Raw genomic sequence first — 15,728 nt, forward strand, 5'->3', positions numbered from 1 at the left:
TCAAAACTCCGGCCGAAGTCTCCACACCGCTTCCATTGCCGGGCATTTTCCCTTCAGACCACCCGCAACCTCCTGCCGTTCGAGCAGCCGCTGCTCGGCAGCCGCCGGATAAAGCCGCCGCACCTCTGTCTCGTCTACGGAGAAGGGAGGCCCGTCGTCGCAAACCTGGTCGTACTCGAAGCAGATGAGCAGTTGCGGAGCCGAGTCCGTCAGTCGCAGCAGGTGCGGTACATAGCGGTCGCGCATCTCTTCGGGAAAAGCCACCAGAGCGGCGCGGTCATAGACCATATCCACCGGGCCCAGCATCTCCGGAGTCAGGTCGAAGATGCTGCCCTGGAAGATGGAGACGCCTTCCGCGTCATAACGCTGCAAGGAACCCATGGCCGTGACACGCGGCTCACGCCCAAGCTCCTCAAAGAACTGCGCTACGGCGATCGGGCTCAGCTCCGCGCCGGCCACGCGATGGCCCTGGCTCAGCAGCCAGTGCATGTCCAGGCTCTTGCCGCACAGCGGGATAAAGACACGCGCAGGCGCCGGCATCTGGAGCTGTCCAAAATGCCGCACCAGCAACGGATTTGCCTGTGGGGTATGGAACCCGATCTGGTTGTTCTTCCACCGGTCCTGCCAGAATGCTTCCTGCATGTCTCTGTTCCCCCACCCAGCCCCTTCGTTGTCAGTCCCCAGTTGTCAGTTTTCAGTCACTGGGGACTGGGGACTCACACCTGGCAACTCCGGGCGCCCCATGTCTCGATGATGAGACGTGGGATAACACGCTTACCCTCGCACCTGCCCGCGCAGAATCGTCCCCACCACTTCGTTCTTCGCGTTCAGCACCGTCATATCCGCGCTGCGGCCTGCGGCCAGCGTGCCTACCTGATCGGCGAAGCCCGTCATGCGCGCCGGGTTGCGGCTGGCCAGCTTGGCTACCTCCGTCAGCGGAGCTCCGGTGAACGCGGCAAAGTTTCTGACCGCGTGATCGAGCGTAAGCGTGCTGCCGGCGAGGGTGTTTTCTCCGATGAGGCAGACGCCGTCCTTCACCCGCACATCGAGCTCGCCCAGCTTGTAGTTGCCGTCGGGCATGCCGGTGGCCGCCATCGCATCGGTGATGAGAATCGCCTTCTCCGGCCCCTTGCACTTCCAGTAGATCTTCACTGCCTGCGGCGCCACGTGCAGACCGTCGCAGATCAGCTCGCCGTAGAGATGATCGTTGGACAGCACCTCGCCCAGCAGCCCCGGGCTGCGATGATCGAAGGCGCGCATCGCGTTGTAAGTGTGCGTCGCAGAGACCGCGCCCGCGGCCGTGCCCTTCGCCGCCTGCTCGGAATTGGCATCGCTGTGCCCCATGCTGATGCGTACGCCCAGCTTCGTCGCGTGCTCGATGACCTCGAGCGCGCCGGGCAACTCCGGAGCGATGGTCATGAGGCGAATATGCCCCTCGGCCGCCTGCCAGAAGCGGTCGAACATCGTCACCGTCGGCTCCAGCAACTGGTGCGCCGCGTGCGCACCCTTCTTGTGCGGCGAGAGAAACGGCCCTTCCAGGTGGATGCCCAGAGGCTTCGCGCCATACTCGGTCGAGCCCATGAACTTCACCAGCCCTTCGAGCGAGCGCAGCGTCGTATCGAGCGGCGCGGTCACCGTTGTCGGCAGGTAGCTGGTCACGCCGCGCGCGGCGAGGAAGCTGCCGATCTTCCCGAATGCCTCCGGCGTCGCCTCCATGATGTCGTGCCCCACGCTGCCATGGATATGGACATCGAAGAGCCCTGGCGCCAGGGTACAGCCGGCAAAGTCCACATGCTCGCCTTCCGGCAGCGCTGCCTCACCGCGCGTGGCAATCCGAGTCACGACACCGTCTTCCACCACGACAACCGGGTTCTCAATCACCTCTTCCGCGGCAATCAGCCGCGAGGCCGTAATCACTGTCTGCATGCTTCATCTCTCCGGAGCCAGAGCGCTCCCAGCTATCGCACCGGCGCTGCAAGGCGCCGGAAAAATCGCGTCTTAAAAAACCTTACACTGCTAGGAGATGAAGTCTCGTCGTATCGGCATCCACCTCTCCACTTCCGGCGGCGTTTTCAAGGCCGCCGAGCGCGCCCATGAGATCGGCGCAAACACTTTTCAGATTTTCTCATCCAGCCCGCGGATGTGGCGCCCCACCCGCATCGCGCCAAAAGATTGTGAAGAGATGCACCGCCTCTGCGCGCTCTACGACTGCGCGCCGCTGGTCATCCACACCAGCTACCTCGTCAATCTCTGCAGCCAGTCCGACGAAACCCGCCAGAAATCCATCGCCGCCTTTCGCGGCGAGGTCGAGCGGGCGCTCGCGCTCGGCGCCGAGTATCTTGTTCTCCATCCCGGCTCCTGGCGCGGCCTCACCCGCGACCAGGGCCTGGAGCTGGCCGCCGAATCCATTGCCGCGGCCACCGAGGGCATCGCCTTCGACAGCTCCAACTTCCGCATCCTCATTGAAAACACGGCTGGAGCCGAGTTTTCGCTCGGCGGCAGCTTCGAGCAGGTCGCCGAGCTCATCGCCCGGCTCAAAAAGGTCGTCCCCGTCGGCGCCTGCCTCGATACCTGCCACTCGCACGTCGCCGGCTACGATCTGGTCAGCGAAGGCGGCTACGCCGAGACCATGGGCCTGATCGGGAACACCATTGGCTTCGACAACGTCCGCGTCTGGCACATGAATGACGCCAAGGCCGCGCTGGGCTCGAAGCTCGACCGCCACGAAAATATCGGCCAGGGCACCATGGGCCTCGAGCCCTTCCGCCGCCTGCTCAACGAGAAGCGCTTCGCCCACGCCGCCTTCATCGCCGAAACCCCGGTCGACGAGCCGGATGACGACCGAAAGAACCTCGATGCTCTGAAGGCGCTGGTGGAGTAGCAGGGCTCAGGGGGATAGAAGTATCGAGTGATGCGGGTGCCCCGTCCAAGCTCTGCTTGGACGGGAAGGTACCCACCCCGACGGTGGCGCACCCAGGCTTCTGTTGCTTGGGTGGACCACCCGGCCTTGCGGAGGAGTATGAGCCTTTCACGCGGCGATACTACCCAATTGGGATAAGATGGGAGCGCTTCGTCGGGCTCCATCTCCGGAGGTGCGCTATGCGCATGGCAGTTCGCCGCCTGCTGTTCGTTCTCCTTCTTCTTCCGACCCCTGGCGAGCTGCGCGCGCAAGTCCAAATCAATCAGACGCTCAGTGCCTTCGGCAGCGGCGCGGCACCCGCCGGCCCGCGCCAGCCCTACACCGCCGAGATCAAAATGACGCGGGTCCAGACACTGCCCGATGGCACAACGATCACCCACGTCACCCATGAGACTTTGGCGATCGACTCCCGCAGCCGCTCCTACACCGCGGTCGATACAGGGCTGCCGGGCGGTCTCGCGATCACTGCCTACCACGTCAGCGACCCCGCAGCGGGGACGACTCTTACCTGGAGTTCGGACAAGAAGGTCGTCACGCTCCTGCATGAGCCGCAGCAGGATCAGCGTCACGGATGCTGGGCGACAGAAACGGGACGAATACGCTGGGACTTCGAAGGGAAGGTGCCTCCCACGCCGCGAGCGACCGTTCTTGCCTCGGCGGGCGCACCCCAGCCGCGAGAGGATCTTGGCATCAAGACCATGGATGGCGTCGAAGCTACGGGGGTCCGATTTACGCGGATCATCCCGGCGGAAGCGGACGGCAACGATAAGCCCCTGGTCATTCATACGGAGAGCTGGACGGCGAAGAACCTTAACCTGCCCCTCAAATCCGTCACCGAAGACCCACGCTCCGGAACCTCGACCCGGGAGGTCACCAATTTGAAGCTCGGCGATCCGGATCCGGCTCTGTTTCAGCCGCCCGCGGATTACGAGATCAAGACCGAGGTGCTCCACCCGGTTTCGTGCCCGGAGTAGTTTGGGCGGTCCACCGCTCAGACGCTAGAGGCACTTCGTGCTGTCTTTTGCCTTCGCCTTCCGCTCCCTTTGGTCGCGATCCTTCATTCTGCGAACCCACATCTCGAACGGAACGAGATGTGGGGCACCCGGTTTGGTGGCTTTCTTTCGGATTCTTGTGAGACCCACCCATGACAATGAGGCCGTCCTGGATGGGGCACCCGGGTTCGTCTCCACCACAAAGGACCCAATTTGCGACCAGCGGGAGCAGTGGCCGAAGGCGATTCGCCCTGCGCGCAGCAGTACAATCAGACCTGACATGTCTGACATCGGAAACACCCCGGAAACCGCCCCCCAGGCGGAGGAAACCAGCCGCGAAACCCGCTATAACCCTGCCGAGATCGAGCCTCGCTGGCAGGAGCGCTGGGCCGCAGATACCGAACTCTATGCCATTGAGCCCGCCGCCAGCGGCAAGCCCAAGTACTACGTGCTCGAGATGCTGCCCTACCCTTCGGGCAAGCTGCACATGGGCCACGTCCGCAACTACTCCATCGGCGACGCGCTGGCCCGCTACCAGTGGATGAACGGCTACAACGTCCTGCATCCCATGGGCTGGGACGCCTTCGGCCTGCCGGCCGAGAACGCCGCCATCAAGAACAACACCCCGCCGCGCGAGTGGACGCTCTCGAACATCGCCGCCATGAAGGAGCAGATGGCGCGCCTCGGCCTGAGCTATGACTGGCAGAACGAAGTCACCACCTGCCTGCCCGATTACTATCGCTGGAACCAGTGGTTCTTCCTGCGCATGTATGAGAAGGGCCTGGCCTATCGCAAGCAGAGCAAGGTGAACTGGTGCCCGCAGTGCGCGACGGTGCTCGCCAATGAGCAGGTCATCAACGGCTATTGCTGGCGGCACGAGGACCAGCTGGTCGAGCAGCGCGACCTCGAGCAGTGGTTCTTCCGCATCACCAACTACGCGCAGGAGCTCGTCGACGGCCTCGACCAGCTCGAAGGCTGGCCCGAGAAGGTGCGCACCATGCAGCGCAACTGGATCGGCCGCAGCGAAGGCGCGGAGGTCGAGTTCGGCATCGAGGACGCATCGAGCGCGCCCGGTGATGAACCGCGCAAAGGCACGTCCGTGCTGCCTGCGCTCGAAGGCGTGAAGCTGCTCCAGGAAAAAATCACCGTCTTCACCACGCGCATCGACACCATCTACGGCGCCACCAGCGTACAGCTCGCGCCCGAGCACCCGGTTGCGAAGCAGTTCGCCGCCGCGGACGCCGAGCTCGCCGCGTCGGTCGAGAACCTCATCGCGCAGCAGGCGCTGGCCCGCGAGGTCGGCGACATCGGCAATATCGAGAAGCACGGCGTCTTCACCGGCCACTACGCGGTGAACCCCTTCAGCGGCGAGCGCCTGCCCATCTGGGTAGCCAACTACATCCTGGCCGACTACGGCACCGGCGCCATCATGTCCGTGCCCGCGCACGACGAGCGCGATTACGAGTTCGCGCAGAAGTACGGCCTCGAAGTCCGCATCGTCATCCTGCCGCGCCGGGTGACTGATCCGAGCACCGGCAAAGAAGAGGAGCCCATGCTCCCCTACACCGCCGAGGACAGCCTGCTCATCAACTCCGGCGAGTTCAACACCCTGGGCAACGAAGAAGCGCAGCACAAGATGGCCGCCTTCGCCGACGAGCATGGATTCGGCCGCGCCAAGGTCACCTTCCGCCTCAAGGACTGGGGCGTCAGCCGCCAGCGCTACTGGGGCACGCCCATCCCGATGATCTACTGCGCGAAGGACGGGATTGTTCCTGTTCCTGACGATCAGCTCCCCGTGCTGCTGCCCGAGAACATCGCCATCACCCAGCAGAACGGCTCGCCGCTCAGCCACGTACCCGAGTTCCTGAACACCACCTGCCCGAAGTGCGGCGGCCCGGCCCGGCGCGAGACCGACACCATGGACACCTTCGTCGACTCGAGCTGGTACTTCTACCGCTACACCAGCGCGAAGGACGCGACAGCGCCCTTCGATTCGAACGCGGTCGACTACTGGTTTCCCATCGACCAGTACATCGGCGGCGTCGAGCACGCCATCCTGCACCTGATCTACTCGCGCTTCTGGACCAAAGTGATGCGCGACCTCGGCCTCATCAAAAACAGCGAGCCCGCCGAGCGACTCTTCACCCAGGGCATGGTCATCAAGGACGGCGCGAAGATGTCGAAGTCCAAGGGCAACGTCATCTCGCCCGACGAGATGATCGGCCGCTACGGCGCCGATGCCACGCGCGCCTACGCGCTCTTCGCCGCGCCTCCCGACCGCGATCTCGACTGGCAGGAGAACGGCGTAGCCGGCGTCAGCCGCTTCCTGGGCCGCGTCTATCGCCTGGTGATGCAGTATGCCGAGCGCGCCCGCGCCGCCCGCGGAGGCGACGCAACGGCCACCACGCCCGCCGCGCAGGCCATCCAGCGCAAGCTGCACCAGACCATTCGCAAGATCACCGAGGACTTCGCCGGCCGCTGGCACTTCAACACCTGCATCGCCGCCATCATGGAGCTGGTCAACGCCCTCTACGCAGCCGAACCGGCGATTGCCGCAGGCGAAGTGTCCGATGCCGTGCTTCGCGACGCGCTCGAAAAGCTGGTCCTGCTGCTCGCGCCCTTCGCCCCTTATCTCGCCTGCGAGCTCTGGGAGCAGCTGGGCGAGAGCGGAGCGATCCTGCGCGTGAGCTGGCCTAAGTACGACGAAGCGCTGGCCCGCGAAGATGAAGCCGAGATCCCCGTCCAGATCAACGGCAAGCTGCGCTCGGTGATCCGCGTAGCCGCCGGAGCCTCGCAGGAAACCCTGCGCGATGTCGCCCTGGCCGATGAAAAGGTGCAGGCCTCGCTCGCCGGACGCACGGTAGCCAAGGTCATCATCGTTCCCAATAAGATGGTGAACCTGGTCGTTAAGTAAGCAAGGGTGCAGGGTGTAGTTCCCTCACCCCTCCCGCATGGTGTCATCCCGACCGAAGCGGAGGGACCTGCAGTTCCCTCCGCAAGCGAAGATGCGGGTGCCCCACGTCTCGATGTTGAGACGTGGGCTTGCAGGACGCAACGGTGGCCCATGCAAGTCTGGTTCTGGCGTGAGTGGGGCAAGTAAAATCCGGGTGCCCCACCCATGACGCGCAGTCGGTCATGGGTGGGTCTCCGAAAACCCTTGAAGTGAGCCGTGATCGAGCGTTTCCGAACCTCTACACGTATCCCCGGTTCGCGCGAAGAACGCCAAGTTCCGCGAAGATCGCAAAGTTATTTCAGATAAGAAGCCCGGATGCCCACCTCTCGTTCTGTTTGAGATGTGGGTTTGCAGGATAAGAAAGCGAATTGGCTGAGATAATGACTCCGGGTGCCCCACGTCTCTCTTTTGAGACGTGGGATCACCGTATGTCTCCGAAAAGGCGGTTCCGCGATCCCCGTCCAGAGCGCAGTCCGAGGCACGCAATCCTTTGTTCACGTGCTCGGGGAGTGCCGCCGCCGGCCCTCTCTCCTCTTGCTCGAGCTGCTCTGGCGATGGAGTTTCGGCCTGCCGCTCACCCTGATCCTCGGCTGGGAGGCCTGGCGCATCTACCGCGTCGCATCCACGCAGATCGCCGCAGGCCTCAGCGACTTCACCCTTACTGACCCCACGCAGGCCGCGACCATCGCGGCGAACCTCTACGCCGCCGTCGCCCCGCCCATCGTCCAGTTCCTCGGCTGGTTTGCACCGCTGGCCATGGCCGCCTGGGCCGTTGCCTCGGGGATCGGACGCAATGCCGTCCTGCGCCGCTACGATCCCACCCTGCCGAATCGCTGGGAAACGCTCGCCGCGCTGCAACTGCTCCGCGCGGCCGCGCTGGCTGTCTCAGTCTGGATCTGGTTCGCCGGCATTCACTGGGCCGCATCCGCCACGCTTAACGTCCCGACAGACGGCGAGCCGAACATCGTCGGCTACTTCGCGCTGGTGGTCTGCCTCTCACTGGGAGTTTTTGTCGCCTGGGCGCTGGCCAGCTGGGTCTTTTCGATTGCGCCACTTCTGGTGTTGCTCGAGGACCGCGGCATTACCGCCGCCCTCAAGCGCAGCCTGCGCCTGGGCCCGCTCAAGGGCAAGCTGGTCGAGGTCAACTTCATCATGGGCATCGTCAAGGTGATCCTCGTGGTGCTGGCCACGGTCTTCTCCGCCACTCCTCTGCCCTTTTCCTCGGATATGACCGGCCCGGCGCTCTGGATATGGTGGGCCGCCGTCACCCTCGCCTACTGCGTCGCCGCGGATTTCTTCCAGGTGGCGCGGCTGGTGGCGTTTCTGGAGCTTTGGCGGGTGTTTACCGTTCCGGACTCCACGCCGCGGAGCTGAACGCCCCGCGACAAAGCAAAACTGCAGGCTCCCCCACTGCGCGGCCGGAATGACAGATCTTGTTCAGACAGTGGGATTCCCGATGAAAACCCTGTCATTCCGACCGGAGCGAAGCGAAGTGGAGGAACCTGCAGTGCCCTTCAAGTCGGCATATCACCTTCGTAACTGGCGAAGCGAGTATGGTTTCAGTAGAAGATGCCATATCGAGGATAGCCAGTGATGAGCCGTTGCTATTTCGTCTACCTCATCGCAAGCCGAACGCGGGTACTCTATTGCGGAGTCACAGGCAATCTTGAAAAAAGAACCTACGAACATCAGAACGGGATTTTCGAAGGTTTTAGTTCTAAATACCACTGCACCAGACTCGTCTGGTTTGAAGCCTTTGAGGACGTCCGCAATGCCATCGACCGCGAAACACAAATTAAGCGCTGGCGAAGAGAGAAAAAACTGGCATTGATTACTCGAATGAACCCTTCGTGGACCGATCTCAGTGAATCGTGGCAGAGATAGAGCACTGCGGGTTCCTCCACTGCGCTACGCTCCGATCGGAATGACAAAGTAAAAGATGAACGCTCGGGAAACGAAATTCTCGATCCCCGAGTCACTAAAAGCGATGACAAAGTAAACTGAAGAGTGGACACTTCCTCGATCGTCATCCTCGATTTCGGTTCGCAGTACACGCAGCTCATCGCGCGTCGTATCCGCGAGCAGAACGTCTTCTCCGTGGTGCTGCCCTGCACCGCCTCTATTGAAGAGATCCAGGCCTATAAGCCGCTCGGCCTGATCCTCTCCGGCGGCCCCTGCTCGGTGTATGACGCCGACGCGCCCCCGGCCGACCCCAAGGTGCTCGAGCTCGGCCTGCCGACGCTTGGCATCTGCTACGGCCTGCAATACATCACCCACCACCTTGGCGGCAAAGTCGTCAAGTCGGACAAGCACGAGTATGGCCACGCCGAAGTCTCGGTCGTCGACCAGGAGCTGCCGCTCTTTGCCGACATGACCGCCGATCTCACCGTCTGGATGTCGCACGGAGACAGCGCCATCGAGCTGCCCCCGGGCTTCCATCTTACGGCGAAGACGGATAACGCCGTCGCCGGCATCGCGAACCCCGAGCGCCGCATCTGGGCCGTGCAGTTCCACCCCGAGGTGCACCACACCAGGCAGGGCGCCACGCTGCTGCGCAACTTCGTCTTCAACCTCTGCCACGCCAAAGCCGATTGGACCCCGAAGCACTTCATCGAGACCACCGTCGCCGCCATCCGCGAGAAGGTCGGCAACGGCCGCGCCATCTGCGCACTCTCGGGCGGTGTCGATTCGTCGGTGGCAGCCGTGCTCGTGCACAAGGCCATCGGCGACCGCCTCACTTGCGTCTTCGTAGACAACGGCGTGCTGCGCAAGAACGAGTTCTTCAAGGTGCAAGAGAACCTGCGCTCGAAGCTCGGCCTCAACCTCGTTGCCGTCGACGCCAGCGGCCGCTTCCTCTCGAAGCTAGCCGGCGTCACCGATCCCGAGACCAAGCGCAAGACCATCGGCCGCGAGTTCATCGAAGTATTCGACGACGAAGCCTCGCGCATCTTCAAGGAAGGTACCGATGAAGTGGCCTGGCTCGTCCAGGGCACGCTCTATCCCGATGTGATCGAGTCGTCATCGGTTAAAGGCCCGTCGCAGACCATCAAGAGCCATCACAACGTGGGTGGCCTGCCCGAGGACATGAAGCTCAAGCTCATCGAGCCGCTGCGCGATCTCTTCAAGGACGAAGTCCGCCGCATCGGCCGCGACCTCGGCATGCCCAGCGACATCCTCGAGCGCCAGCCCTTCCCCGGCCCCGGCCTTGCCGTCCGCATCCTCGGCGAAGTCACACCCGAGCGCGTGGCGCTGCTGCAGGAAGCCGACGACATCGTCGTTACCGAGATCAAGAAGGCGGGCCTCTATCAGCAGATCTGGCAATCGTTCGCCGTGCTGCTGCCGGTCAAGAGCGTGGGCGTGATGGGCGACCAGCGCACCTACGCCTACACCTGCGCCATCCGCGCCGTGCACTCGGAAGACGGCATGACCGCGGACTGGGTGCCGCTGCCGTACGAGGTGCTCAAAACCATCTCCAGCCGCATCGTGAACGAAATCTCCGGCATCAACCGCGTGGTCTACGACATCACCTCGAAGCCACCCGGCACCATCGAATGGGAGTGACTTGCCGTCACGAGCGTTGGGCCTTCGGCCTCTGCTCCCGCTGGTCGCAAGCCGGCATCCTCGCTGCATAAGAAAGGCGCGCTTCGGCGCGCCTTTCCATTTCCGATTGTCATCCCGACCGAAGCGAACGACGTGAGAGCAGTGGAGGAACCTGCAATTCTGCGATCTCCACAGAACAAGAGTAAGGATCCAAGCCAACACAGCTCGAGTGAATCACCACCTCATCGAATCTCTGCACCTGATCAATACAAGAGATACTGCTTCCACTCTTCTCCTTCAGCTACTTTCTTCAGAACAGCGTTCCGCTCACGCAAGAACCGCGCAAGATAAGGCCGCAGAAAGATCTCGGCCATACTGCCCGCAATCGCAAAAGGGACTTCGAACCGGAGGACGTCCGTCATCATGGTGGCGCCCAAATTTTCCTGCTGGAAATAATGGTCGTGCTGGAAAGAGCGAAACGCTCCGCGCAGCATCGTGTCCTGAAAGTAGTCAGGACGCTCATACTGCGTAATCTTGCTGGTCAACTCCTGCCAGACTCCGAAATGCCGGGCACGCCACGTCACCTGCTCTCCAAGGTTAATTAGCCCTGAAGTAATTCCAGCAACCGCCGCTTCTCCAGAGCCTTCCGCACTGCGCACATGCACGTCGATGCTCCTGGAAAGGTCAAAACACCGCTCAACCGGTGCATGAATTAGCGTGCTCTGCTCTATCGTGACCATACACAAGCAAAGGATACGCCGCTTCTCGCAAGATCCTTTGTTATCCTTCCTCAAACCCGCATCACCCACGAAATCCCGATCATGAAGGATGCTTGAGATGTCCCGCTTAAGATCGCTTCTCCCTTTGTGTCTCTCTTTCGCCTGTACCGGCGCGCTTTTCGGCCAGACCAACATCGCCTCCGAGCTCAAACCCGACCTGAGCCAGCCCATCGACCAGGGCTACACGGCGAAGATCAAGCAGTACACGACCGATCCCTCCTTCAACTCGCCGCTGACGAGCTATCTACCCGCATCAAAGACCGTCCCCACGCCAGACAAGGTGCTCGGCGACGTATCCGGCGCGCCCAACATGCTGCCTTACGCCGAGGATGTCTACAAGTACTTCCGCCTGCTCGAGAAGAGCACGCCGCGCGTGAAGGTCTTCAGCATCGGCCACACCGAAGAAGGCCGCGAGATGATCGCCGCCGCCATCGGCGACGAATCGCTGATCACAAAGATGCAGGAGAACGATGCGCGGCTTGCCAAGCTTGCCGACCCGCGTACCATCGGCATGGATGACGCCAAGGCTGCTGAACTTGTGAAGCAATCCTTTCCCATCTACTACATCACCGGCACCATCCACTCGCCCGAGACCGGCGCGCCCACCGCACTGATGGAGCTGGCCTACCGCCTCGCCGTCGACAACTCACCCTATATTCAGTACATCCGCACGCACATGATCGTGCTCATCACCCCGGTCGTCGAAGTCGATGGGCGCGACCGCATGGTCGATATCTACAAGTGGCACGTCGCACACCCGAACGAGCAATGGCCCCACCTCGTTTACTGGGGCCACTACGTCGCGCATGACAACAATCGCGATGCCATGGGCATGACGCTCGACCTCACCCGCAACGTCGAGAACACTTACATCAACTTTCACGCGCAGGTGCTGCACGATCTGCATGAGTCCGTGCCCTTCCTCTATGACAACACTGTCGGCGACGGCCCCTACAACGCATGGATCGATCCGCTGCTCAACGGCGAGTGGCAGATGCTGGGCTGGAACAACATCCAGTCGATGACCGCCTTCAAGATGCCCGGCGTCTTCACCCACGGCGACTTCGACACCTGGTCACCCGGCTACCTGATGTTCATCGCCGCGATGCACAATGGCATCAGCCGCCTGTATGAAACCTTCGGCAACGGCGGCGCGGACACCGAGAAGCGCATCCTTTCTCCCGACGAATACGCACGCACCTGGTACAAGCCCAACCCGCCACTGCCGCAGGTGGTGTGGTCGCAGCGCGATAACAACAACTACGAGCAGACCGCGCTGCTCTCGACCATCTCCTTCTTTGCGCAGAATGGCCAGCAGTTCCTCTCGAACTACTACACCAAGAGCAAGCGCTCCATCGAGAAGCCCGAGAATGCAGGCCCCGCGGCCTACGTGATCGACGAGCCCATGTCCAGCCGCGAAGCGCAGATGCTGCGCACCCTCGCACTGCAGCATGTCGAGATCAGCAGGCTCGATGCCTCGACGACGGTGAATGTGCCTGCGCCTGCTAAGCCCGAGTCGAAGGATGGCAAGGACGACAAGGACAGCAAGCCCAAGACCGAGACCTTCGCCGCCGGCCGCTATGTCATCCGCATGGATCAGCCCTACTCGCGTATCGCCGACGCGCTGCTCGACCGCCAGTATTGGGCTCCGGACGATCCGCAGAAGACGCCCTACGATGACACCGGCTGGAGCTTCCCCGATCTCTTCCACGTGAAGGTCGCGCGCGTCACCGATCCCGCCATCCTGAAGGTGAATCTTTCACCTGTGAAGGATCTTGAAGCCGAGATCGACACCACCTCTGGCTCGGGCAGCATCTATGCCGTGAACAACAACTCCGAAGTCACGCTCCTCGGCCTGCGCTACACCTTCAAGGACGCGACCATCTCCGTGGCCGATGCGGCCTTCGATGCGGGCGGCCATCACTTCGCTGCCGGCTCGCTGCTGATCGAGAACGCCGACGGCGCGAAGGTGAAGGATGCCGTGCACGAGGCGGGCCTCGAAGCTGTCGGCCTCAGCGCCATGCCCGAAGTCGCGCATCACAACGCGCCCGCGCCGCGCATCGCATTCATGCATACGTGGATCGCGACGCAGACGGAAGGCTGGTGGCGCGAGGCCTTCGATCGCGCGCACGTACCCTTCGACTACATCAGCACGCAGACCGTAGCAAAAGAAGAGGACCTGCGCGCGAAGTATGACGTGATCGTCTTCGCGCCCGTGGGCCGCTCCTCCACGCAGTCCATCATCAACGGCATGCCCATGTATGGGAACCCCATCCCGTGGGAGAAGACCGAGCTCACTCCTAACCTCGGCCGCATCGACTCGACGCCCGACATGCGTCCGGGCCTCACCTGGGCCGGCGTGCAGCACCTGCAGGACTTCATCAGCAAGGGCGGTCTGCTCATCACCTCCGAAGACACGGCGCAGTTCGCCATCGAGATGGGCTTCGCGCCCGGTGTCAGCGTCTCGCGTGGTGGCAACGTGCGCGTCGTCGGCACCATCCTCAACGCGGCCTTCGTCGATAAGAACGGCCCCATCACCAACGGCTATGACACTGCGGCCGATCTCGGCGTCTACAGCGCCGACGGTCTTGCCTTCCAGATCTCGAACACCATCGGCGGAGGCGGACGCCGCCATCTCGGCTCGGGTGTAGAGCGGCCCACCGGCCGCGGCGGACCCGATGAGCAGGACTCACCCGAGGACCGCGCCTTCGTTGCGCCCGAGACCACACCGCACGTGAAGCCGTGGGAGGCCATGCCGCTCAACGAGGATCAGGCCCGCGACAACATCAACCTCATTCCCGAAGCCTACCGCCCGCAGGTCATCCTGCGCTTCGGCTCAGGAAAGGGCTTCCTGCTTGATGGCCTGCTCGACAACGGCAACTCGATTGAAGAGAAGCCTATCGTCGTCGATGCCCATCTGGGCGAAGGCAACGTGCTGCTCTTTGCCAATAACCCTGTCTATCGCGGCGAAACGCTGGGGACGTATGCCCTGGTCTTCAACGCGATCCAGAACTTCGACCGGCTAGGCAAGGCGGCGAAGTAAGTACTTCACACGTAAAGCAAATGGCCGGGTGCCCCACATCTCGATTCTGAGATGTGGGGGAGCACGAACTCCAAGAACTCATCCCATGTCTCAAATGCGAGACATGGGGCACCCGGGATTCTCGCAGTGAAAACGAACATGGGTGCCCCACCCAAGCTCCGCTTGGGTGGGAAGGCACGAACCCTCACCGCCGCGCCAGCTCCCCATCCACCGCAGCCTCAACCCCTCGCCAAAATGCAACGCGCGCCGCGCTATGATCCGCGCCCGTAGCCTGCGCCCAATCGCCCACGGTCACGATCACCAACTTCCGCCTCGGGTCGATGAGCATCGACTGCCCGAAGATGCCGAGCGCCGCGAACGATCCGTCATACGCGCCCGCTGCATTCTTCTGCGGCCACCAGCCGTAGCCATAGGCGGCCTTGCCTGCCTCGACCTGCGCGCGTGTCGCCTCCGTCATCCAGTCAGGATCGAGCGCGCCCTTGCCCCCGTCGAGAAACCACAGCCCCAGCCGTCCCCAATCGCGCAGCGAGGCAGACAGGCCCGAGCCTCCGAACTCCTCGCCCTCCGCATCCTTCGCGGTCGCAATCCACGTCGCATCCTGCTCCATGCCCGCATGCTGCCAGATGGCCGAAGACAATTGCTCGGCAAGCGACTCGCCCGTAGCGCGCCGCAGCAACACACCCAGCAGATCAGTCTCGCCAGTGTTGTAGTTCCATACCGAACCGGGCATAGCTGCCCGCTGCAAGGTGCGCATATAAGCGACGGTACTGTTCTCGCCCGGCTGTGGCTGCTGTTGATAGAGCCGCACGTTGTCCGCATCGGCGGTGGTGTAATCCTCATGCCAACGGACGCCGGTGGTCATGGTCATCACCTGCCGCACGGTCACGCCGTCATAGGCGCTGCCGCGCAACTCGGGCAGATAGCGCGTCACCGGATCGCTTAACGAGTGAATCTTTCCGGCGTGCAGCGCCGCGCCCACCAGCGTGTCAGTCACCGATTTCGTCATCGAGAAGCCGGTCCAACGCGTGGCCGCATCGGCCCCCAGCGCATAGCGCTCCAGGCGGATGCGCCCGTCTTCGATTACGAGTACACCTGCTACATGCTCGCCCACCATATAGCGATCGAGCGCTCCAGCGGGGAGTTTCAGTTCAGCACCCCGTAGCAGGGACCGCACCGCCGTGCCGCGATGTACGATGTGCACCGGGAAGACTTCATTCATGTGCCCGAAGCGATGGTCGCGCTCGGCCTGCATCCAAGTCAGGTCGGCAGCAAGCTTCTGGCCCACGGACGCGAGTGCTGTCTGCCCCGCCGCACTTATCGATATGCAGAGCAGGCAGGCTATCACTACAAAAAATAACCGTACCTCGCAACCAACGGGAGTGGGAACCAAAGGCGTACCGCCCTGCGCGCAGCAGCCCCACGTCTCGCAGTTGAGACGTGGGATCTCTTCCTTGATGGAGCGATGCTTCCGATATACATCCACTCCAACAGGCTACCTGAG

The 15,728-nt window shown here is 62.6% G+C and carries 11 protein-coding genes; 7 read left to right on the forward strand and 4 right to left on the reverse strand.

Annotated elements, in window-relative coordinates:
- Together tmpT and nagA are read right to left on the reverse strand one after the other, a co-directional pair.
- Positions 1-642, reverse strand: a complete 642-nt coding sequence (gene tmpT / locus ESZ00_RS05175) for a thiopurine S-methyltransferase (RefSeq protein ID WP_129207081.1) — start codon at positions 640-642, stop codon at positions 1-3.
- A 132-nt stretch (positions 643-774) separates the two neighbouring features.
- A complete protein-coding gene (gene nagA / locus ESZ00_RS05180; protein ID WP_129207082.1) occupies positions 775-1,926 on the reverse strand; it encodes an N-acetylglucosamine-6-phosphate deacetylase in 1,152 nt (383 codons plus the stop codon).
- Between the two features lie 97 nt (positions 1,927-2,023).
- Between nagA and ESZ00_RS05185 the strand changes: the two genes are divergently transcribed.
- From ESZ00_RS05185 to guaA, 6 genes are all read left to right on the forward strand, one after another.
- A complete protein-coding gene (locus ESZ00_RS05185; protein WP_129207083.1) occupies positions 2,024-2,881 on the forward strand; it encodes a deoxyribonuclease IV in 858 nt (285 codons plus the stop codon).
- A gap of 224 nt (positions 2,882-3,105) precedes the next feature.
- Positions 3,106-3,894 carry a hypothetical protein gene (locus ESZ00_RS05190; RefSeq protein WP_129207084.1) on the forward strand — a complete coding sequence of 263 codons (789 nt, stop codon included), beginning with the start codon at positions 3,106-3,108 and terminating at the stop codon, positions 3,892-3,894.
- A 298-nt stretch (positions 3,895-4,192) separates the two neighbouring features.
- Positions 4,193-6,826, forward strand: a complete 2,634-nt coding sequence (leuS, locus tag ESZ00_RS05195) for a leucine--tRNA ligase (RefSeq protein ID WP_129207085.1) — start codon at positions 4,193-4,195, stop codon at positions 6,824-6,826.
- 573 nt (positions 6,827-7,399) lie between these two features.
- A complete protein-coding gene (locus tag ESZ00_RS05200; protein WP_129207086.1) occupies positions 7,400-8,239 on the forward strand; it encodes a hypothetical protein in 840 nt (279 codons plus the stop codon).
- Positions 8,240-8,458: 219 nt separating this feature from the next.
- A complete protein-coding gene (locus ESZ00_RS05205; protein WP_129207087.1) occupies positions 8,459-8,749 on the forward strand; it encodes a GIY-YIG nuclease family protein in 291 nt (96 codons plus the stop codon).
- Positions 8,750-8,872: 123 nt separating this feature from the next.
- The gene (gene guaA, locus ESZ00_RS05210; protein WP_129207088.1) at positions 8,873-10,426 is read left to right on the forward strand and encodes a glutamine-hydrolyzing GMP synthase; all 1,554 of its coding nucleotides are present in this window, start codon (positions 8,873-8,875) and stop codon (positions 10,424-10,426) included.
- Positions 10,427-10,668: 242 nt separating this feature from the next.
- On the opposite strand, the gene ESZ00_RS05215 is transcribed toward guaA, so the two are convergent.
- Positions 10,669-11,070 carry an SRPBCC family protein gene (locus ESZ00_RS05215; protein ID WP_229740970.1) on the reverse strand — a complete coding sequence of 134 codons (402 nt, stop codon included), beginning with the start codon at positions 11,068-11,070 and terminating at the stop codon, positions 10,669-10,671.
- Between the two features lie 172 nt (positions 11,071-11,242).
- On the opposite strand from ESZ00_RS05215, the gene ESZ00_RS05220 reads away from it, so the two are divergent.
- The gene (locus tag ESZ00_RS05220) at positions 11,243-14,227 is read left to right on the forward strand and encodes a M14 family zinc carboxypeptidase (protein WP_129207090.1); all 2,985 of its coding nucleotides are present in this window, start codon (positions 11,243-11,245) and stop codon (positions 14,225-14,227) included.
- A gap of 184 nt (positions 14,228-14,411) precedes the next feature.
- On the opposite strand, the gene ESZ00_RS05225 is transcribed toward ESZ00_RS05220, so the two are convergent.
- Complete coding sequence (locus ESZ00_RS05225) at positions 14,412-15,512, reverse strand: serine hydrolase domain-containing protein (protein WP_129207091.1); 1,101 nt, start codon at positions 15,510-15,512, stop codon at positions 14,412-14,414.
- Between the last annotated feature and the right edge of the window lie 216 nt (positions 15,513-15,728).

It is taken from the genome of Silvibacterium dinghuense (assembly GCF_004123295.1).
GTDB lineage: Bacteria > Acidobacteriota > Terriglobia > Terriglobales > Acidobacteriaceae > Silvibacterium > Silvibacterium dinghuense.